20 protein-coding genes are annotated in these 20,249 nt (G+C 30.6%); 11 read left to right on the top strand and 9 right to left on the bottom strand.

Annotation, left to right across the window (positions count from 1 at the left end):
• The coding region (locus AJN64_RS09170) for a Cj0814 family flagellar-dependent secreted protein (RefSeq protein WP_083271905.1) at positions 1-1,273 on the top strand (1,273 nt) is incomplete at its 5' end.
• 93 nt (positions 1,274-1,366) lie between these two features.
• A complete protein-coding gene (locus tag AJN64_RS01170) occupies positions 1,367-2,137 on the top strand; it encodes a transporter substrate-binding domain-containing protein (RefSeq protein WP_044260929.1) in 771 nt (256 codons plus the stop codon).
• A gap of 15 nt (positions 2,138-2,152) precedes the next feature.
• Here AJN64_RS01170 and fliP read toward each other — a convergent pair whose 3' ends face one another.
• Positions 2,153-2,887 carry a flagellar type III secretion system pore protein FliP gene (fliP, locus tag AJN64_RS01165; RefSeq protein WP_002852529.1) on the bottom strand — a complete coding sequence of 245 codons (735 nt, stop codon included), beginning with the start codon at positions 2,885-2,887 and terminating at the stop codon, positions 2,153-2,155.
• A gap of 142 nt (positions 2,888-3,029) precedes the next feature.
• Between fliP and glmU the strand changes: the two genes are divergently transcribed.
• From glmU to truA, 7 genes are read left to right on the top strand one after another with little or no spacing between them, the layout of a single operon-like run.
• On the top strand, positions 3,030-4,319 hold the full coding sequence (gene glmU / locus AJN64_RS01160) for a bifunctional UDP-N-acetylglucosamine diphosphorylase/glucosamine-1-phosphate N-acetyltransferase GlmU (RefSeq protein ID WP_053872635.1): 1,290 nt from the start codon (positions 3,030-3,032) through the stop codon (positions 4,317-4,319).
• On the top strand, positions 4,316-5,470 hold the full coding sequence (gene coaBC, locus AJN64_RS01155) for a bifunctional phosphopantothenoylcysteine decarboxylase/phosphopantothenate--cysteine ligase CoaBC (RefSeq protein ID WP_070284743.1): 1,155 nt from the start codon (positions 4,316-4,318) through the stop codon (positions 5,468-5,470). The genes glmU and coaBC overlap by 4 nt, the downstream gene beginning before the upstream one ends.
• Positions 5,467-6,084, top strand: coding sequence for a hypothetical protein (locus AJN64_RS01150; protein ID WP_002892499.1), 618 nt, complete (start codon positions 5,467-5,469; stop codon positions 6,082-6,084). Before coaBC ends, AJN64_RS01150 begins: the two co-directional genes overlap by 4 nt.
• A 3-nt stretch (positions 6,085-6,087) precedes the next feature.
• Positions 6,088-6,756, top strand: a complete 669-nt coding sequence (gene uppS / locus AJN64_RS01145; RefSeq protein ID WP_002852565.1) for a polyprenyl diphosphate synthase — start codon at positions 6,088-6,090, stop codon at positions 6,754-6,756.
• Positions 6,753-7,529, top strand: a complete 777-nt coding sequence (locus AJN64_RS01140) for a prepilin peptidase (RefSeq protein ID WP_053872911.1) — start codon at positions 6,753-6,755, stop codon at positions 7,527-7,529. Before uppS ends, AJN64_RS01140 begins: the two co-directional genes overlap by 4 nt.
• Positions 7,529-8,554: an LptF/LptG family permease gene (locus tag AJN64_RS01135; protein WP_002861467.1), complete on the top strand. Its 1,026-nt coding sequence runs from the start codon at positions 7,529-7,531 to the stop codon at positions 8,552-8,554. The genes AJN64_RS01140 and AJN64_RS01135 overlap by 1 nt, the downstream gene beginning before the upstream one ends.
• Complete coding sequence (gene truA, locus AJN64_RS01130) at positions 8,551-9,276, top strand: tRNA pseudouridine(38-40) synthase TruA (protein WP_072225843.1); 726 nt, start codon at positions 8,551-8,553, stop codon at positions 9,274-9,276. Before AJN64_RS01135 ends, truA begins: the two co-directional genes overlap by 4 nt.
• On the opposite strand, the gene ilvA is transcribed toward truA, so the two are convergent.
• Positions 9,273-10,484, bottom strand: a complete 1,212-nt coding sequence (gene ilvA, locus AJN64_RS01125; protein WP_053872913.1) for a threonine ammonia-lyase — start codon at positions 10,482-10,484, stop codon at positions 9,273-9,275. The two genes, truA and ilvA, sit on opposite strands and share 4 nt — an antisense overlap.
• Positions 10,484-10,897 (bottom strand): CoA-binding protein, encoded by a 414-nt coding sequence (locus AJN64_RS01120; protein ID WP_002856772.1) that lies wholly within the window; start codon positions 10,895-10,897, stop codon positions 10,484-10,486. Before AJN64_RS01120 ends, ilvA begins: the two co-directional genes overlap by 1 nt.
• A gap of 118 nt (positions 10,898-11,015) precedes the next feature.
• On the opposite strand from AJN64_RS01120, the gene AJN64_RS01115 reads away from it, so the two are divergent.
• Positions 11,016-11,432 carry a hypothetical protein gene (locus tag AJN64_RS01115; protein WP_053872914.1) on the top strand — a complete coding sequence of 139 codons (417 nt, stop codon included), beginning with the start codon at positions 11,016-11,018 and terminating at the stop codon, positions 11,430-11,432.
• Here AJN64_RS01115 and trmA read toward each other — a convergent pair.
• The 5 genes from trmA to AJN64_RS01090 are packed head-to-tail and all read right to left on the bottom strand — an operon-like array spanning position 11,419 to position 18,809.
• On the bottom strand, positions 11,419-12,492 hold the full coding sequence (gene trmA, locus AJN64_RS01110) for a tRNA (uridine(54)-C5)-methyltransferase TrmA (RefSeq protein WP_053872915.1): 1,074 nt from the start codon (positions 12,490-12,492) through the stop codon (positions 11,419-11,421). The two genes, AJN64_RS01115 and trmA, sit on opposite strands and share 14 nt — an antisense overlap.
• Entirely contained in the window at positions 12,489-14,222 is a 1,734-nt protein-coding gene (locus tag AJN64_RS01105) for a Na+/H+ antiporter NhaC family protein (protein ID WP_053872916.1), read from the bottom strand. The genes trmA and AJN64_RS01105 overlap by 4 nt, the downstream gene beginning before the upstream one ends.
• A complete protein-coding gene (locus tag AJN64_RS01100; protein WP_053872917.1) occupies positions 14,219-14,968 on the bottom strand; it encodes an SDR family NAD(P)-dependent oxidoreductase in 750 nt (249 codons plus the stop codon). Before AJN64_RS01100 ends, AJN64_RS01105 begins: the two co-directional genes overlap by 4 nt.
• Positions 14,965-16,203: an ankyrin repeat domain-containing protein gene (locus tag AJN64_RS01095; protein ID WP_070248175.1), complete on the bottom strand. Its 1,239-nt coding sequence runs from the start codon at positions 16,201-16,203 to the stop codon at positions 14,965-14,967. The genes AJN64_RS01100 and AJN64_RS01095 overlap by 4 nt, the downstream gene beginning before the upstream one ends.
• A gap of 59 nt (positions 16,204-16,262) precedes the next feature.
• A complete protein-coding gene (locus AJN64_RS01090; RefSeq protein ID WP_070292553.1) occupies positions 16,263-18,809 on the bottom strand; it encodes a bifunctional aconitate hydratase 2/2-methylisocitrate dehydratase in 2,547 nt (848 codons plus the stop codon).
• 54 nt (positions 18,810-18,863) lie between these two features.
• Between AJN64_RS01090 and AJN64_RS01085 the strand changes: the two genes are divergently transcribed.
• A complete protein-coding gene (locus tag AJN64_RS01085) occupies positions 18,864-19,316 on the top strand; it encodes a methylated-DNA--[protein]-cysteine S-methyltransferase (protein ID WP_002856786.1) in 453 nt (150 codons plus the stop codon).
• Here the strand turns inward: AJN64_RS01085 and AJN64_RS01080 are convergent.
• Entirely contained in the window at positions 19,308-20,249 is a 942-nt protein-coding gene (locus tag AJN64_RS01080) for a hypothetical protein (RefSeq protein ID WP_070292552.1), read from the bottom strand. The genes AJN64_RS01085 and AJN64_RS01080 overlap by 9 nt on opposite strands.

Here is a 20,249-nt window from a genome sequence, read left to right as displayed (position 1 = left end):
TAATAAAGAAAGTAAAGAAAATTCTAAAATAAGTTTTGCTAATGCTTTTTTAAAACAAAATGCTAGTAAGTTAAATGAAATTCAAAATGCAAATTCACAAACTCTAGCAAGAAGTGAAGTATTAAATTCTACTAATACAACAAATACTAGCAATAACACTAATTTTAGTATAAGTAGTAAGACAAGTTCTCCTAATTATGGTATATCTAGTGAATTTAAAAACTCTATTTATACTCTAAAATATAAACAAGCAGATATAAGTAATACTTCTACTAATACAGCCTATGGTTATAGTGTAGATAAAGATGGTTATATGGGAGAAGATTTTAACAAAGCTGCAGGACTTCCTGAAGATTTTAAGATACACAAATCTACTTTAGATGAGATTAAAAAAGCTGCCGAAAATGATCCTGTTGCTTCAAGTACAAAAGAATACTTAGGCGTAAGCGAGTATTATACTAATATAGATATGGCTGAAACCATAAAACAATATTATAATCTTTTTTCTAATGCTTTAGGTCAAAGTTTTCCAAATGATAAAACAAGTTTTAGCCAAGCAGATATAAATTCTATGCCTAAGGGGTATGCTATAAATGGAATAAAATCGATGGATTTTAATGATCCAAGCAATAGAATGAATATTACAGGTTTAAAAGATTTTTCAAATTCTTTAATTTCAAATGTTTATAAAACCCCTGAACAAGCAAAAGAAGCTGATGATCTTTGGGTTGATTCAGGATATATGATTGATGGATTATTGCCTAAAACTTTAGGTTTATCCTTAGAAGAAATCAAAAATGTTTCTAAAGGTGAAGATTGGCAATTTAATCCTGATATGTCAGTTTATCCACAAAATGAAGATGGAAGTTATTCTAAAGAAGCTTTGTTTATGAGTTTTTTAAAAGCTCAAAATGGACAACCTGTTGAGAGTCCAAAAACCACACTTAATCCAACAATAGAAGCTTACAATAGAGCTATGGCTAAAGAGAGTTTTTCAACTACTAGTGTAGATATAGGTGATATTATGACAGGCAAAGTAGATTTTGCAAGTCTATTTAAATATCTAGCTAGTAAAAATGGAAAATTAGAAGGGCAACTTTATATGTATGAAAATAACATTCCTAAAGAATCTGCTATGGGTAATTGGGCTTTAGATGCTGAAATTAAACAAGCCATTGCCAATGGCTGGAAAGCAAAACCTAGCACCATTAATTCCTACGCTGATTCTATAATGGATAGATTAAATAATCTTATAGGACAAACTAGGGTTTAGAAGTTTTAATTTTTTAAGTTTGAAACAAATTGCTAATAACAAAATAAGATAAAATTAGTATAATTTTTTTACAAAAAATTTTGAAAGGAAATTATGAAAAAAATTATTTTGATTTTTATCTCTTTTTTTGCTTTAAATTTGAGTGCAAAAGATTTGGTTGTAGGAATGGAGCTTGGATATCCGCCTTTTGAAATGAGCGATAAAACAGGCAAAGCAAGTGGAATTAGTGTGGATTTTTTAGAAGCTTTTGCAAAGAAAAACGGCTATAAACTTGTAGTAAAAAATATCGCTTGGGATGGTTTGATACCTGCTTTAAAAACAGCCAAGATAGATCTTATCATGTCTTCTATGACAATTACCGATGAGAGAAAGAAAGTGGTGGATTTTAGCATTCCTTATGCTAAGGCAAATTTGGCTATTTTAACTCCTTTGAACTCTGATATTACAAATATCAAAGATTTAGATAAAAAGGGCAAAGTTTTGGCTTTAAAGCGTGGTTCTACAGGGCATTTATATGCGGTTAAAAATTTAAAAAATGCAACTATTAATTTATTTGATAAAGAAAATGCTGCTATTTTGGAAGTGATTCAAGGTAAGGCTGATGGATTTTTTTATGATCAACTTACGATTTATCGTACTTGGCAAAAACATCAAGATACAACTAGAGCCATTTTGGCACCTTTTCAAGAAAATCCTGAGTTTTGGGGTATAGCAGTACAAAAAGGCAATGCAAAACTTAAAAAAGAGCTTGATGAATTTATTGCAGAAAGCAAAAAAGATGGGCTTTTTGATTCTTTAGGAGAAAAATATCTTAAAGATGTTAAAGATACTTTTAAAAAGAATAATTTAGAATTCTTTTTCTAAGAAGGATTTTCCTTCTTAGGTTACAAAGCTTTCCACAAGCCTTTGCACTAGCAAATTCCATCCATCTACTAATACAAAAATTAAGAGTTTAAAAGGTAAAGAGATCATAGTAGGAGGTAGCATCATCATACCCATAGCCATTAAAACTGAGCTTACAACCATATCTATGACTAAAAAGGGTAGGTAGATTAAAAACCCTATTTCAAAAGCGGTTTTAAGCTCTGAAATCATAAAAGCAGGAACTAAAACCGTAAGGGGAACATCATCTATGGTTTTGGGATTGGGTAGATTGCGTATGCGATAAAAAAGGGCTAAATCTTTTTCGCGAGTATTTTTAAGCATAAAATCTTTAAAAGGCTTTGCTCCTTTTATAAAAGCCTCTTCATAGCCTATTTTTTCTGCTAAATAAGGTTTTATACCTTCATTATAGGATTTTGTAGCTACAGGTTCCATGATAAAAAAAGTTAAAATTAAAGCCAAGGTTACTAAAATGGTATTAGGTGGCATACTTTGCGTCCCCATAGCTTGTCGCAAAAATGAAAATACCACAATAAGACGCAAGAAAGAAGTCATAACAAAAACTATACTTGGAGCGAGCGCAAGTATGGTTAAAACAATCACTATATTTAAAGTAGTAACAAGCTGATTAGGTGTATTGGGTGCACTTAAGCTTAAATTTACTGTAGGAATAGTTGCTTCAGCAGCAAATAAGCTCATGCTTAAAAGTAAAAATAATAATATTTTTTTCAAAATTTAAAAACCTTTTTTTGTTTTTTACTAAAGAAATTTAAATTTTATCTTTTGATGACTAAAAACTAGTTTAAGGGTATTAGGATTTTAACTTTAAACTGCTAAAATAGTCTTTTAGACTTCTTAATAACAAAGGTAAAAAATGAAAACTTCTATTTTGATTTTAGCGGCAGGATTAGGCACTAGAATGAAATCACAAAAGCCAAAGGTTTTGCAAGAGCTTTGTCAAAAAAGTATGATTTTACACATTTTAAAAAAGGCTTTTGCTTTAAGTGATGATGTAAGTGTAGTTTTATCGCATCAAAAAGAACGCGTTGAAAAAGAAATTTTAGAACATTTTCCAAAAACACAAATTTTAGAGCAAGACTTGCAAAATTATCCAGGAACTGCGGGAGCTTTAAGGGGGTTTGAGCCTAAAAATGAAAGAGTGTTGATTCTTTGTGGCGATATGCCTTTGGTTGAGCAAACAAGTTTGGAAGCTTTGTTGGGTAATAATGCAAAATTAAATCTAGCAGTTTTTAAAGCAAGAGATCCTAAAAGTTATGGTAGAGTGGTAATAAAAAAGGATAGTGTTGAAAAAATTGTTGAATTTAAAGATGCAAATACACAAGAAAAAGAGATAAATACTTGCAATGCTGGGGTTTATGTGATTGACTCGAGGCTTTTAAAAGAGCTTTTACCTTTGATTGATAACAATAATGCGGCAAAAGAGTATTATTTAACCGACATTGTAAAACTAGCAAAAGAAAAAGATGTGATGATTAAAGCGGTTTTTGTAGATGAAGATGAATTTATAGGGATTAATGATAAATTTGAACTCAGTATAGCTGAAAATTTCATGCAAGAAAAAATTAAAAAATACTGGATGCAACAGGGTGTGATTTTTCATTTGCCGCAAAGTAGTTTTATAGGTACAGATGTTGAATTTGTAGGTGAATGCGAAGTATATGAAAATGTAAGGATAGAGGGTAAAAGTAAGATTATAAACTCTATCATTAAAAGCTCAAGCGTGATAGAAAATTCCATTGTAGAAAACAGTGATGTAGGGCCTTTGGCGCATTTGCGTCCAAATTGTGAGTTAAAAAACACTCATATAGGAAATTTTGTAGAATGCAAAAATGCAAAGTTAAATACCGTAAAAGCAGGGCATTTGAGTTATTTAGGAGATTGTGAGATAGATAGTGGAACCAATATAGGCTGTGGGACTATCACTTGTAATTATGATGGGGTAAAAAAGCATAAAACCATCATAGGAAAAAATGTTTTTGTGGGTTCTGATACGCAATTTATCGCACCTGTAAAAATCGAAGATGAAGTGATCATAGCAGCAGGAAGCACAGTAAGTGTCAATGTAGAAAAAGGTGCTTTATTTATCAATAGAGCAGGGCATAAGATGGTAAAAGATTATTATTACAAGAAATTTCAAAAATGAAAACCATACTTTTGGCTATTAGTGGCAGTATAGCTTTTTATAAATCTTACGAGCTTATTTCTTTGTTTAAAAAAGAAGGCTTTAGGGTAAAAGTTTTGCTTTCTAATGGTTTGTTAAAATTTGCTAGTAAAATGAGTTTTGAAGCCTTGGCTGATGAGATTTTATGCGAGGAAAATGAAAGTTGGCAAAACTCAAACAATCACATAGCTTTTAGCAAGGATGTAGATCTTGTTTTGTTTGCCCCTGCAAGTGTTAATTCTATCAATAAACTTGCTTTTGGTATAGCGGATAATCTTTTTATCCAAACCTTAATTGCAGCAAATAAACCTCTTATCATAGCTCCTGCGGCAAATACAAATATGTTTCATCATTTTAGCACGCAAAATTCTTTAAAGATGCTTAAAGAAAATAAAGCTTTGATTATAGAGCCTATTTGTAAAGTTTTAGCTTGTAAAGATGAAGGCGTAGGAGCCTTAGCTGAAGTTAAGGATATTTTTAATATCACCAAAAGAGAACTTTTAAAAGAAAAGTTTTGGTGTGATAAAAGCGTAGTTATCACAGGTGGTGGAACAAAAGAAAAGATCGATGATGTGCGTTGTGTGAGTAATTTTTCAAGTGGAAAAATGGCAAAAGCTATAGCTGACGCTTTTTATTTTTTAGGAGCTAGGGTAAAACTTTTAAGCTCTGTGGAATTTGATACTCCTTATGAGCTTTGCAAATTTGAAAGTTCTAAGGATCTAAAAGAGCTTTTGGATAAAAATTCAAGTCATGACTTTTTGATTATGACGGCTGCAGTGAGTGATTTTATCCCTCAAAGTGTAAAAGGAAAAATTAAAAAAAATGAGCATTTACAGGGTTTAAACTTGCATCTATCTTTAAATGAAGATTTGCTTAAAACTTGCAAATTTCAAGGCAAAAAGATAGGTTTTAAGATGGAATTTGATTCTCAAAATGCCTTAGAAAATGCGAAAAAATCTTTAAAAGATAAGCAACTTGATATGGTTTGCCTTAATATCATTGATCAAAAAAATTATTTTGGAAGCGATCAAAATGAACTTTATTTTATCACTTTCAACAATGAAAATAAAAGCACCTTGCAAAGCAAAGAAAAATTGGCATTTGAATTAGTAAAATGGTGTGAAAAATTATGAGTATGATTAATTCTACCTTGCCTATACAAATGAAAGTTTTGGCTAAATCAGGCTATGGACATTATACGCTTTTGTTAAATCACAAAAAGATTCAAACCAAAAGCATGATAGAGCTTGAAATTGGCGCTGAATATTTAGCCGAACTTTATATGCAAAATGGTGGAGTTATACAATTTAAACATCTTTCAAAGCGTCCTAATTTCAAACCTTTTGAAGAGGGATTGGCTTTGATAATCGCTATTTTAGAGGATAAAATTTCTTATAAAAAATTCATCATACAAAATCTTTTAGATTGTAAAGATATAGAGCGTTATCAGATATTAAAAGAAATGCTTTTTGCAAGTTTTGAAAATATTTATCATATTCCTTTTATCTTTGAAAATAAATCTTGCTTGTTTCAAATGCGTAAAAGAGCAAAATATTTAGAAATTTACTTATATTTTAGTGTTTTTGGAGCTTTGAAAATTTTGATAGATTCACAAGGTGTTAGCGTTTTTACACCTTTTGCCAAGGTACAAAAATTTTTAAACGAACATTTAGATTTTAATGTATCGCAAGAAAACAAGATTGAACCTTTGTTTGTTTTCAAAAGGCTTTTTGATTTTAAAGGATGAAAAATGAATGAATTAAAACACCTTGCTGTTGTTATGGATGGTAATAGGCGCTGGGCTAGGGCTAAGGGTTTTTTGGCAAAACTTGGATACTCCCAAGGAGTCAAAACTATGCAAAAATTGATGGAAGTTTGTATGGAAGAAAATATTTCAAATTTAAGCCTTTTTGCTTTTAGTACGGAAAATTGGAAGCGTCCTAAAGATGAAATTGATTTTATTTTTGAACTTTTAGATCGTTGTTTGGATGAAGCTTTAGAAAAATTTGAAAAAAATAATGTGCGTTTAAGAGCTATAGGTGATTTATCGCGTTTGGAAGATAAAGTAAGAGAAAAAATTACCTTAGTTGAAGAAAAAACAAAGCATTGTGACGCACTTTGTGTTAATTTGGCTATAAGTTATGGTGCAAGAGATGAAATTATAAGAGCTGCTAAGCGTGTGATCGAGAAAAAACTTGAGCTAAATGAAGAAAATTTAACGCAAAATTTAGATTTACCTTTAGATGTGGATTTGATGCTTCGCGTTGGAAATGCTAAAAGACTTTCAAATTTCTTACTTTGGCAGTGTTCATATGCTGAAATTTATTTTAGTGAAACTTTATTTCCATCTCTTACCAAGAGAGAATTTAAAAGGATTATTAAAGAATTTAGAAATAGAGAAAGAACTTTTGGAAAATGATACTTTTCATAATAATCCTAGGGGCTTGTTTAGGTTCTTTTTGCGCAAGTTTGGCAAGTAGGATAATTGAAAAAAAGCCTTTTTTTATCTCGCGCTCTTTTTGTTTTTCTTGTGATACAAAATTAAAATACTATGAAATTATTCCTGTTTTTTCTTATATTTTTTTAAAGGCAAAATGTCAAACTTGCAAATGTCATTTACCTATTTCTTTATTAATCAATGAAATTTTAGGCATAATTTTGCTTATTTTGGTTTATTTTTTAAGTCAAAATTTTTATGATTTTTTATTTTTATCTCTATTTTTATTTAATCTTTTCTTGCTTTCTTTAATTGATATTAAACTCAAAGCCGTACCACAAATCTTACTTTGGAGCGCTTTTTTATTTGCTTTTTTTTACGCCTTTAGGGAAAGTGAAATTTTACATTTTTTGATTTTTAAAGAGTTTAGCAGAGGTTTTTTACTAAATGCTTTTAGTTTTGGAGGATTTGTTTTTTTATTAAAAAGTTTAGTTTTTTTTCTAATGAATTTCCGAAAAAAAGATGAAATTTTGGAAAATTTGGGCGATGCTGATATTATCATTATGTCTTGTATAGGTGGAATTTTAGGTTTTGAGTATGGATTTTTAGTATTACTTATAGCTTCTATTTTAACTTTGCCTTTTTTTATTTTTTTTAAAATTAAAGCAATAAAAGAGCAAGAACTTGCTATGATACCCTTTTTAAATATCGCTTTTGTGGCAGTTTTATTTTATAAAAACTTAGGATTATTCTAATGAAGCTTAGTTTAAGATATGTTTTAAATCAATTTTTAAGTACGAATTTGTCTATATTTTTCGTACTTTTTGCTATTGTATCTATGGTGTTTTTTATTCAACTTGCAAAACTTACTTCAAGTATAGAGATTAGTTTTTTGGATCTTTTAAAGCTTTATGGATTTATGTTGCCTAGAATTTTAATTTTTACCTTGCCTATATCTTTTTTTATTTCTTTAACTTTGGCTTTGTTTAGGCTTTCTAAGGAAAATGAAAGCATAGTACTTTTTACTTTGGGATTTTCACCAATGATTTTGGCAAAATTTTTCCTTAAAATTGCAAGCTTGATTAGTGCTTTTATGCTTGTTGTGGCTTTGGTAATGATACCTATAGTATTTGAACTTCAGGATAACTTTGTAAACTATAAAAGCACTCAAGTGAAATTTAACTACAAAACAGGAGAATTTGGACAAAAATTTTTAGACTGGATGATTTTTATAGAAAAACAAGATAGTGATAAGTATGAAAACATAATTATGTATCGCCCTAAACATAAAACAGATGATAAAGAACAACTTATCATAGCCAAAGAAGCGCATGTGCAAAGAAAAGATGATAGCTTTGCTTTTAGCTTGAATCAAGGCAAAATGTATAATTTTGAGCAAGGTCAAAGTATTTTTAGTGGAGAATTTGACACTTTAGTAGTAAATACTCAGTTTAATACAGACAATCTTCAAACAAAGAAATTTTATGAATACTGGAATGATTTAAACGAAAATCCACAAAGAGCAAGAGAATTTGTGATTTATACAACTATAGCCTTGTTTCCACTTGCTAGTACGCTTTTTGCGCTTTGTTTTGGTTTGGTTACTTATCGTTATGAAAAAGGCTATGTGTATTTAGGTATGTTTGGAGTGATTGCTATATATTTTGGACTTTTAAGTTCTTTTTCTCAACCTCCAATTTTGGCTTGCCTTGGAATTTTTTCTTTAAGTTTATTTGTTTCGGCTTATTGTTTTAAGAAAATGATTTTGAGTCGTTATTGATGAAAATAAAAATTATATTTTCTTATGATGGCTCTGCTTTTTTAGGTTCTGCTACTCAGCCTCATAAAAAAGGTGTTCAAGATGCTTTAAGTGGTGCCTTATCGCATTTGGGTATTGTTTCACCTCTTTTGATGGCTTCTCGTACAGATAAAGGAGTACATGCAAGCTATGCTGTAGCTAGTGTGGAGTGTGGAGATCATTTTGTAAATTTAGAATATCTTCAAAAACAGCTTAATAAATTTTCCCATCCTTTTATCCATATCAAAAAAATTGAAAAAGTAAAAGATGATTTTGAAGTAAGATTTGATGTAAAAAGTAGAGAATACCGCTATATATTTTCTCACTCTTCTTATAGTCCTTTTATGGCTTCTTATGTACATTTTTATCCTAAATTTGACTTAGATAAGGCTAACGAGCTTTTGGGTTTTTTTGTGGGAAAAAAGGATTTAAAGTTTTTTTGCAAAAGTGGAGGAGATAATAAAACGACTTTAAGAGAAATTTTTATTGCTAGAGCTTATGCTTATAAAGATTTTAGCATTTTTCATTTTAAAGCTAATGGTTTTTTAAGAGGGCAAATTAGATTAAGTGTAGCAAGTGTTTTAAAGGTTTTAGAAGGAAAAATGAGTGAAAAAGAACTCAAAGAACAGATTGAGGCCAAAAAGCAATACAATCACTTTTTAGCACCGCCAAATGGGCTTTATTTAAGCCGTATATGTTATTAAAAACTTTCATAGAAATTAAAGGCCTTTTGGGTTAAAATTTTTCTTATTTCTTCTTGATGTTCTTTACCTTTGGTTTCTAGGGTAATTGAAATCATCGCATCGCCATAATCAAGCTTGGTGGAAAATCTATCATAGTCGATTTTTACTATATTTGCATTGGCTATTTTTAAGCTGTCTGTAAGGTGTAATAATGCCCCAGGTTTATCTACTAAAGTAACATGAATTTGCATTTTTCTGTAAGATTTAAATAAACCTTTTTCTATGATGATATTTAGCATTTGTGCATCGATATTGCCTCCGCTTAAAACTATGCCAATTTTTTTATGATTTTGTGTATTTATTTTTTGATGAAGTAGGGTGGCTACACTCGCAGCTCCTGCGCCTTCAACTATGATTTTATGTTTTTCAAGTAAAAACAATACTGCATTAGCGATTTCTTCATCATCAACTTGGATAAAATCATCTACGCATTCTAAAATAATATTAAAATTAATAGGATTTGCATCACGCACAGCAATACCATCGGCTATAGTGCGTACGCTTTTTGCATTTTTGATTTTTTTAGCATGAAAACTTTCATACATTGCAGGAGCTCCTTTGGCTCCAACGCCGATGATTTTAATGTTTGGATTGATTTGTTTAGCTGCACTTGCGATACCACTTATAAGTCCTCCACCTCCAACAGGTGCGATAATCATATCAAGATCGCTTATTTCATCAAGCATTTCAAGCATCAAAGTTCCTTGTCCTGCCATTACAAATTCATCTTCAAAAGGATGAATAAAGCTAAGATTATTTTCTTTAGCATAAGAGGTTGCAAAGGCATAGGCTTCATCAAAATTATCCCCTTTGAGTATCACCTCTGCTCCTAAGACTTTTGTAGCAGAAACTTTTAAGAGCGGAGTGGATTCTGGCATTACGATAACTGCTTTAATGCCAAATTTTTTTGCACTAATGGCCACGCCTTGAGCATGGTTTCCTGCACTTGCCGCAATGACTCCATGTTGTTTTTGTTCAGCGCTAAGATTGGCTATTTTATTATAAGCTCCACGAATTTTATAAGCACCTGTAATTTGTAAATTTTCATTTTTAAGATAAATCTCACTTTGACAAATATCACTTAAAAAAGAAGAGTATATGAAAGGAGTTTTGTTTACAAACCCTGAAATTTGTTGTTTTGCTTTGTAAATTTTATTAAGCTCTAACACTATTTTTCCTTTGTTTTAAAATACGGATATTCTAGCATAATGCAACGATTTTGTATAAAATTTATATCTAATTTTTTACATTCTTTTTTGGCTGTTTCATTACTAATACCAAGTTGAAGCCATAGGTTTTTAATATTTTTTTCAACAAGCTTAGGAAGAATTTCTAGTGCCACTTCGCCTTTTCTAAAAAGTATAAGTGTATCGATTTTTTCTTCTATTTGATCTAAATTTCTATAAACTTTTTCATTTAAAATAAACTCTTCTTTAGGATAAATAGGAAAAATTTTATAATTTTTTCTTTGTAAAAATTCTGCTACCCTATAAGAAGCTTTTGTCTTATCTGGACTTAAAGCAAATATGGCAATATTTTTACTTGTATTTATAATATAAGAGATAGTTTCTTTTTCATTCATTATTAACCTTTGTTTTGGTATTTTATCTTAAATGATTAAAAAATTAACTAAAATGAATTCAAAAAATGAAAAAAGTGTTATAATATAGCAAATTCCGAAGTTTAATAAGGAGGGAAAAATGGAAGAATTTTATCCATATACTTTAACAATCCATCTTCTTTGTGCTATTTTGTTTATAGGTTATTTGTTTGTTGATGTATTTGTTTTGGGTGTAGTTAAAAAGAAAAATCCTAATTTTGACAAAAGTCTTTTTAGTGCTACTGGAGTTAAAATAATGCCTTTTGTGGTTCTTTTGCTTTTTTTAAGCGGAGGTGCTTTGGCAGGTTTTCATTTTAAACCTTTAAATTTACTTTTTGCTGTAAAAATTATTTTGGCTTTTGGAATTTTATCTTTAGTTGTTTTTTCTTTATTTTGTCATTTTACATTAAAGAAGAAAAATCCACTCGGTGCTTTTATTCATCCTTTTGTATTTGTGCTTTGTATCGCGATAGTAATACTGGCTAAATTAATGAATTATTTTTTTATACCTTGCTAAGAAATACTCCACATTCAAGATGTGGAGTATTGGCAAATTGATCAAAAAGAGCAAACTCTTCCACTCTATGTGTTAGGCTTAATTCTTTTAAATTTTCTTTTAAAGTGATAGGATTGCAAGAAATATAAATAATATTTTCATATTTTTTTATTAAGTCAATTACGCTTTTATCAAGTCCTGCACGGGGTGGATCAACTAAAACATGAGAGAAATTAAAATCATCTAATCGAATATCTTTTAAACGAAAAAATTCTCTTTCTTTTTTGATAGCAAGACTTAATTCTTCGCTTGAAAGTCTTGCAAAGTGGATATTTGTTGTATTGTTAAGCTCGCAATTTTTTAAAGCAAAATTAATATTGCTTTTTGAAATTTCAGTGGCTAAAATTTTAAAAAAGAATGGTGCTAAAGCTAAAGTAAAATTTCCATATCCACAGTAAAGCTCAAGTAAATCCATTCTTTTTTGAGTGCTTAAAATTTCACATACCCAAGTAATCATTTTTTCATTTATAGCAGTATTAGGCTGAATAAAACAATCGTTGTTAAATTCATAAAATATTTTTCTATCTTGAATATTTAAAGTTTGTCTTAGATTTTCTGTTTTAAAAATAAGTTTTTTGCCTTTACTTCTTGCTATAAGGTTGATATGAAGAATATTGCTTAAATTTTCTAAATTTGACTTTATATCTTCTATATTTTTATGATAAAGTAAAGTTACGCTAAGTTCTTGCTTTGTGGTTAAAAACTCCACGCCAAAAAGTTTTTCTTTTAATTTATTATCTTGACGCAAGCATTCTAGAAGTTTTGGCATAAAAGCGCAAATTTTTTCATCAGCAAAATCTAAATATTCTATAATATACTTTTTTTTGCTTTTTGGATCAAACATTGCATAAAAAAGCGTATCATTTTCATGATAAAATGAAAGTTCAGCTCTTGTACGATAATGTTTATCTTTTGAGGCAAAAAGTTTAAATTCCTTTGTATAAAATTCTTTAAAATATTTTTTTATGAAAGAGTGTTTTTCATCTAAAGTAAGAAAATTTCCAAAATTTTCAAGACTCATGGAACTTTCTTTCCGATGAGTCTTAGTAAAAGCGTAATAAGTATGAAATTCAAAGGCAAGACAAGCCAAACACTAAGTCCTAAAGATACAGGAATATATCCAGCGATTAAAGAAATACCACAGATAAATAAAGCATAAGGAATTTGTGTTCTTACATGCTCCATATGATCGCATTTTGCGCTCATAGATGAAAGGATTACATTATCTGAAATTGGTGAGCAATGGTTTCCAAAAATCGCACCTGTTAAAACGCAGCTTATATTAATAACCATATAATGATGCATAGCATTTGCATCCATACCATTGATTTTGGCGATTTCATGAGCTAAAGGCACAGCCAAAGGCATTAAAATCCCCATAGTTCCATAGCTTGTTCCTATGGCAAAAGAAATGGCTGAAGCAAAAGCAAAAATAGTAGCAGGCAAAATAAACTCAGGCAATTTATCTGCAAGTAAACTAGTGATAAATAAAGAAGTTCCTAGATCTTTTACTATACTTGAAAGCGACCAAGCAAATAAAAGCAATACTATGGTAAAAATCATGGTTTTCCAGCCATATATCCAAGTTTCTACCGCTTCTTTAAGATTGAAAATTTTACGACGCACCCCGATAAAAATCGCTACAATAGCAGCAAACAAAGCAGCTTGGAATAACACCACAGAAGAATCAGCATTTCCAAAAGCAGCCCTAAAAGTTTCAAAAGACAAAGGATTGGCGCTTGCTTTTGCAAGTTCTTCGCCTTCTAAAGTGCTAAGTCCATTAAAATAAAATCCTAATATAGCTAAAATGATTAAAGTAAAAATAGGAACAATAGCATCAAAAGCACGAATTTTAATACCTTCTTTTGGCGCTAAAAACTGATCTTCTAATTCAGCAGTATCTAGTATGCCTGATTTAGGTAGAGGTGCAATTTGTCCTGTGGTTCTTGCACGCACTTCAGCCTTGTACATAGAACCAAACTCACGTCCCATGATTGCAGTCATGGCTACAAAAAAAAGCATGAAGATATTATAAAAACGATAAGGTATGGTTTCGACAAAAATTCCAAAAGCACTAATATCGCTAATGCCTATGTGTTCATAAGCGGTTTTAATTAAGGAAACTTCTAAGCCTATCCAAGTAGAAATTACAGCTATTCCTGCTACGGGAGCGGCAGTAGAATCGATAATAAAGGCAAATTTTTCACGAGAAATTTTAAATTTATCCGCCAAAGGACGCATAATTGGACCTACGATCAGTAAATTAGCATAATCATCAAAAAATATTAAAAGCCCTAAAAACCAAGTGTTAACTTGAGCTGATACAGCTGATTTGGCTCTTTTGGCAAATTTTAATGCTACAGCTTTTGCACCACCCATTTTTGTGATAAGTGCTACAAGACCACCTATACAAAGAATTTGCAAAATGATTCCTGCATTTACTGGATCTGAAGTTGAGCCTAAGATGTAAGAAATAATCTTTGAAAAAGATTCTACTGCGGTATTGTAATAATTTACAAAAGCTAAATGTTGTGCTTTAAAAATATTTACAGAAAGGCTAAGTAGAAAAGTTCCGCTTAAAACCCCAGCAAAGAGTGATAAAATAACATCTTTTGTGATAAAGGCTAAAGCAATAGCAACTAAAGGTGGTATAAGCGTAAAAGCTCCAAACAAATTAGCATTTGCAGCTGCTTCTGAGGAGTTTGCAAATGCAACTAAAGGTAAAAACAATAAAACTAAAAATTTATTCATTCATCTCTTTCTATATAAAATCCATTCCAAGTTTGTGTTACCGGCATAAGCTCGATTTCATTAACATTAATATGGCTTGGTAGGTTAATGATAGACATTACTACTTTGGCAATATCATTAGCACTGATAAATTGCGTATTTTCATACACTGCATCAGCTTTTTGGATATCTCCTTTAAAACGCACTTCACTAAATTCAGTTTTGCAAAGTCCTGGAGCAATGTTTGTTACTTTGATATTGCTTCCTCTAAGATCATTTCTTAAGGCCAATGAAAATTGTCCTACAAAGGCTTTGGTTCCACAATACACATTGCCTCCAAAATAAGGATTGCGTCCCGCAACTGAACCTAAGTTAAAAATATAAGCATTTTTTTGTTTACGAAGTATAGGAATAACAGCTTTTGCAACATATAAAAACCCTTTGATGTTTGTATCTACCATAGTGTTAATATCTTCAAGGTTTAATTTATCAAATTCATCTACCCCTAAAGCCAAGCCTGCATTATTAAAAAGCACATCAATTTCTTGAAATTCTTTAGGTAAATTTTCAATAGCCCCAAAGATTTCTTTTTGATTTCTTACATCTATGCAAAGGGTGTAAATCTTATCTTTATGAGCATTTTTTAGCTCTTCTAGACGCTCTTTGCGTCTAGCAAGGGCGATTACTTTGTAGCCTTCTTGTATAAAAGCTTCAACACAAGCTCTACCAAAACCTGAACTAGCTCCTGTAATAAATGCGGTTTTCATTCTAAACTATCTCCGTAAAATAGATTTTCATTTGCTTTTAAACCCAAGCTTTTTAGATAATCAGCATTTTCTTTTTTACCTGCTGATAGTGCAAAGTCAAGCGCATTAAAACCAAGATCATCAACAGCATTAAAATTTGCTCCTTTTGAAATAAGAAGTTTTAAAATTTCAACATTGCCATAGGTTGCAGCATGCATTAAAACATTTTTTGAAGTGTGCTCTAGAGCACAAAATGTAATAAAATAAGGCGTATTTGAACCTATGTTCGCACTTAATGCTAATTTTTCATTGTTATTAATATATTTTTGATTAACATTTGCTCCATTATCAAGAAGTAGTTTTATGATATCAAGACGATTAAACTCTATGGCATAAAAAAGCGGGGTTTTACCAAAGGCATTGGCTTGATTAACATTTGCTCCATTTTGGATCAAAAAGTTTGTATTTTCATAATTTTCCAATGCGTAAAAAATAGCACTTTCATAACCTTCATCAATCCTAGCACCAAAACGAATCAAAAGTTCTAAAATTTCTTTTTCTCTTTGATTTAGAAGCGCTGCTTGCAAGGCTATCGTAAGATCATCTTGGCTTGGATTATTTGAAAAAATAAAATCTTGTATATAAGATACCGAATAATTTTTATTTGACATGATTTTTGCTAAAGGACTAATGTCTTTGTAAATTTTTGTTTCACCAACAGCCCAATTTAAAAATTCGTTTAAGGCATTGCTAGCATAGTAAATATTACTACCTTTGTCAAAATTAAAATTACTTTCAAAATACTTTTCTAAAGGTTCTATAGCATTGTTATATTCTTTCCAAAAAGCTTTGTAAAGTCTAAAATTTCCTATACTTTGATATGCCCAATATCTAAAATAAGATTTTAAAATATCATATTTTTTTTCTAAATTTTCGGGTGTATCTAAAGTTTTTTGATAAGCGATGGGATCGATAGCTATTTTTAATAATAAAAAATCAAATTGTTGTAATTTGGGCAAATAAGCCACACCATTACAAGAGCTATTGCTTCCGCGAATTTCATTGGAAATCGCATAGAGTTTTTTTGTAAAATCTTGATTTTTTAAAGATTCTTTACAGCTTGAAGCTATATTTAAATAATCTAAATTTGAACTTTTATTTAGCAATATTTTATTATTTTTAATGTTGTCGCAGTTAATGGCATCGCTAGCCATTAAACTTGCAAAACAACAAAAGGAAGTGAATAATAACTTCAATATTTTTCCTTTGAAAATTTTAATTTTGTTATTTAATCCAAATAAGTATTAAATTTGAATTAATTTTCAAGTTTGAAATTTTCAATCTCATTAAAATTTAAATATCTATAGATATTTGCCTTATGCTCATCACTTAGTTTTTCGCTGACAATTTGTAAGTATTCTTCCTTGCTTGGAATTTTACCCAAAATCGCACAAACTGCCGCAAGTTCTGCGCTGCCTAAATATACTTTAGCACCCATTCCCATACGGTTGTCAAAATTTCTTGTAGAAGTTGAGAAAACTACAGCTCCATCATTTACTCTAGCTTGATTACCCATACACAAAGAACAACCAGGAACTTCTATTCTAGCACCTGCTGCACCAAAGATGCTGTAATAACCTTCATTAGTAAGTTGTGCTTTATCCATTTTTGTTGGAGGCACTACCCAAAGTCTGGTTTTAAGTATGCCTTTATCTTTTAAAATTTCTCCTAAAGCTCTATAATGTCCTATGTTTGTCATACAAGAACCTACAAAAACTTCATCTATATTTTTTGGACGCTTATCATCGGCTAAAATTTCGCTTAAGGTTGCCACATCATCAGGGTCATTTGGACAAGCTAGGATTGGCTCTTTAATGTCATTAAGATTAATATCTATAATATAAGCGTATTTTGCATCTTTATCTGCTCTTAAAAGAGTAGGGTTTTTAAGCCATTCTCTCATTTTTTCAGCCCTTCTAGCAAGAGTAGCTTTATTCTCATATCCTGCTTCTATCATAGCTTCAATTAAAGAAATATTGGATTTGATATATTCGCTTACACTTTCTATGCTTAAATCCACACTGCAAGCAGCTGCAGATCTTTCAGCACTTGCATCACTAAGTTCAAAAGCTTGTTCGACTTTTAAGTTTGGCAAGCCTTCTATTTCTAAAATTTTTCCTGCAAAAATATTTTTCTTATTTTTCTTTTCAACGGTAAGTTGTCCTTGTTTGATTGCATAATAAGGTATAGCATTAACCAAATCTCTTAAGGTAACTCCAGCTTGTAATTCCCCGCTAAAACGCACTAAAACACTTTCAGGGACATTTAAAGGCATAGAACCAGTAACTGCAGCAAAAGCCACAAGTCCACTTCCTGCAGGGAAAGAAATTCCTATAGGAAAGCGTGTGTGAGAATCCCCACCCGTTCCTACGGTATCTGGCAATACAAAACGATTAAGCCAAGAGTGAATAACCCCATCACCTGGTTTTAAACTTACCCCACCACGACTTGTCATGAAATTGGGCAAGGTTTTATGTAAATTTGAATCGCTTACTTTTGGATAAGCAGCTGTATGGCAAAAGCTTTGCATCACAAAGTCTGCATTAAAACCTAGGCTTGCAAGTTCTTTAATTTCATCTCTAGTCATAGGACCTGTGGTATCTTGAGAGCCTACAGTTAAAGTTATAGGTTCTATATACATACCTGGACGCACGCCTTCAACTCCACAGGCACGACCTAGCATTTTTTGAGCCAAGGTATAACCACCGCTTGAAGATTTAGGTTGTTCAGGTTTGGTAAAGATATTTTCACTTTCCATTCCTAAAAATTCTCTAGCCTTAGTACAAAGCCCGCGACCTATGATAAGTGGGATTCTTCCTCCTGCTCTAACTTCATCTAAGAGAGTGTTTGGACTGAGTGTAAATTCTGCAATTGTAGAGTCATTTTTTATAATTTTTCCCTCATAAGGATGAATTTCAAACTCATCGCCCATTTCTAAGTTTGTTACATCACAGATGATAGGTAAAGCCCCGCTATCTTGAGCAGTGTTAAAGAAAATCGGTGCTATAGTTGAACCCATTACTATACCACCGCTATGCTTGTTTGGCACACCTTCTATTTCTTTTCCTAAATGCCATTGTATAGAATTTATTGCTGATTTTCTACTTGAACCTGTTCCTACAACATCACCTACATAAACTACTTCTCGACCGCTTTTTTTAAGCTCTTTGATTTTTTCTAAGGATCCTGCTTGTCTTACCTTTAGCATGGCATTTGCATGCAAAGGAATATCGCTTCTTGTAAAAGCATCTCCTGCAGGGCTTAGATCGTCGGTATTTGTTTCGCCTGCTACTTTAAAAACTATACATTTAATCACTTGAGGTAATTTTTCTTTTTTGTTAAACCAGTCCGCATTTGCCCAGCTTTGTAAAACTTCCTTAGCGTGTGGATTGTTTTTGCTAAGTTCAGCTATGGTATGAAAATTATCATGAACAAAAATAATATTTTTCAACACTTCTGCAGAATCTTTGGCTATGTTTTCATCTTTTAAGGCATCGATTAAAACTTTAACATTATATCCGCCTAGCATAGTTCCAAGCATTCTTAAGGCTCTTTTTTTGTCTATATTTGGAGCACTGATTTTGCCTTTAAGTATAGAATCTAAAAATTCACATTTTACTAAAGCTGCATCATCAACACCAGGATTTACTCTATTTTCTAAAAGATTTGCAAGCTCTTCATTATTTTCATTTTCAAGTAGTTTACAAAGTTCTTTAGTTTGATTTGCATTTAAAGGAAGGGGTGGTATACCCAAAGAGGCTCTTTCTTCAACAAGTTTATTGTATTCTTGCATAAAAAACATTTTCTACTCCTTAAATATTTTTTATTATAATTGTAGCTCTTTGAAGGATAAAAAATGTTTAAAGTTTATTATAAAATGCCTTTATGTTACCTATCTTTACATAGTGATGGAAAATTTTTAACTAGAGTCGATTTTTGTGATAATAAAAGATCAGAAAAAAATTGTAGTTTGCTTGACTTAGCAAAATATGAACTTGATTTATATTTTACTCATAAGCTTAGAAAATTTAGCATTCCTGTTTTGATACAAGGTACAGATTTTGAATCAAAGGTTTATAAGGCTTTAATGAAAATTCCTTATGGTAAAATAGCTACTTATAAAGATATAGCAGAAAAAATTAATCATCCAAAAGCTTTTAGAGCTGTCGGAAATGCAAATTCTAAAAATCAAATTCCTATTTTTATACCTTGTCATAGAGTTATTGCAAGCAATGGCATAGGAGGATATAATGGAGGGCTTGAAATAAAAAGATTTTTGCTTGAAAATGAAGGAGTGAATTTAAAATAAGCTTGGGGTTTGATTTTCTTTGTTTTCAAATTCTTGTTCAAAAATATCATAATTTTCAAGAATTAAACAATATTTAAAATTTTTTAATTTTCTTAAATCTGAAAGCTGATTATAGGAAAAATCACAAAATAAAGAATTTTTAGAAGCAATTTTAAAGTCTTTTATGTTTTTAAATTTTTCTTTCCAGAATTCAAAGGTATTTTGGTTGTTGCTTACAATAAACGCTTGAGAGCTTGAACCAAAAGGAGTGATTTCAAATTTATCATCAATAAAATAAATTTTAAAATCATCAATCTTATTAAAGTCAAATATTATTTTTTGATTTTTTTCTTTTAAAAAAGAAATAATTTTTGCAAAACTATTTGCGTAAAAAAAAGGTAAATTAAGATTTTTAAAATATAAATTTTCACAAATCAAAGTTGTAAAAAAGAAGCTAGATCGCGATAATAAGGTAAAATTAGCATCTTTTAGACTATGAGAATAGGCGCAAAGTTTATTTAAGTAATTTTCTTCACAGTAGCAAAAAATTTCACCCTTTTTTGCTTTGATTAGTTTTTCAAAATCAGCAAAAATATTTCCTTTTAAAATGTTAAAATAAAAAGCCTTGCAAAGACTTAGTTCGTAAGATTTAAAAAGTAAAAATTCACATTCTTTATCTTCACAAAAAAAGCGTAAAAATCTTACAAGAGCTTGTTCTAGATTTTCTACTCTAAAGTAAAAAATGTCTTTATCTTCAATAGCAATGTCATTTTCTGTAATTATAGCATAAGCGCCTTTTTTTATAGCTTGGGCAATTTCTTTTTTATCGTTATTAAAGAAAGCAAAGCCTGCTTTAAGTTCGTTTAAATTTATGGCAAAACCTTCCACACTTAAAACGCTACCTTCATGAATGAGCATTGCGTTTAAAAGTTCGCCTAAATTGCTAATTTGCAT

Origin of the sequence: Campylobacter sp. BCW_4332 (assembly GCF_001763175.1) — a bacterium.
In the GTDB taxonomy this organism is placed as follows: domain Bacteria; phylum Campylobacterota; class Campylobacteria; order Campylobacterales; family Campylobacteraceae; genus Campylobacter_D; species Campylobacter_D jejuni.
This window is presented reverse-complemented; position numbering and strand designations above follow the sequence as displayed.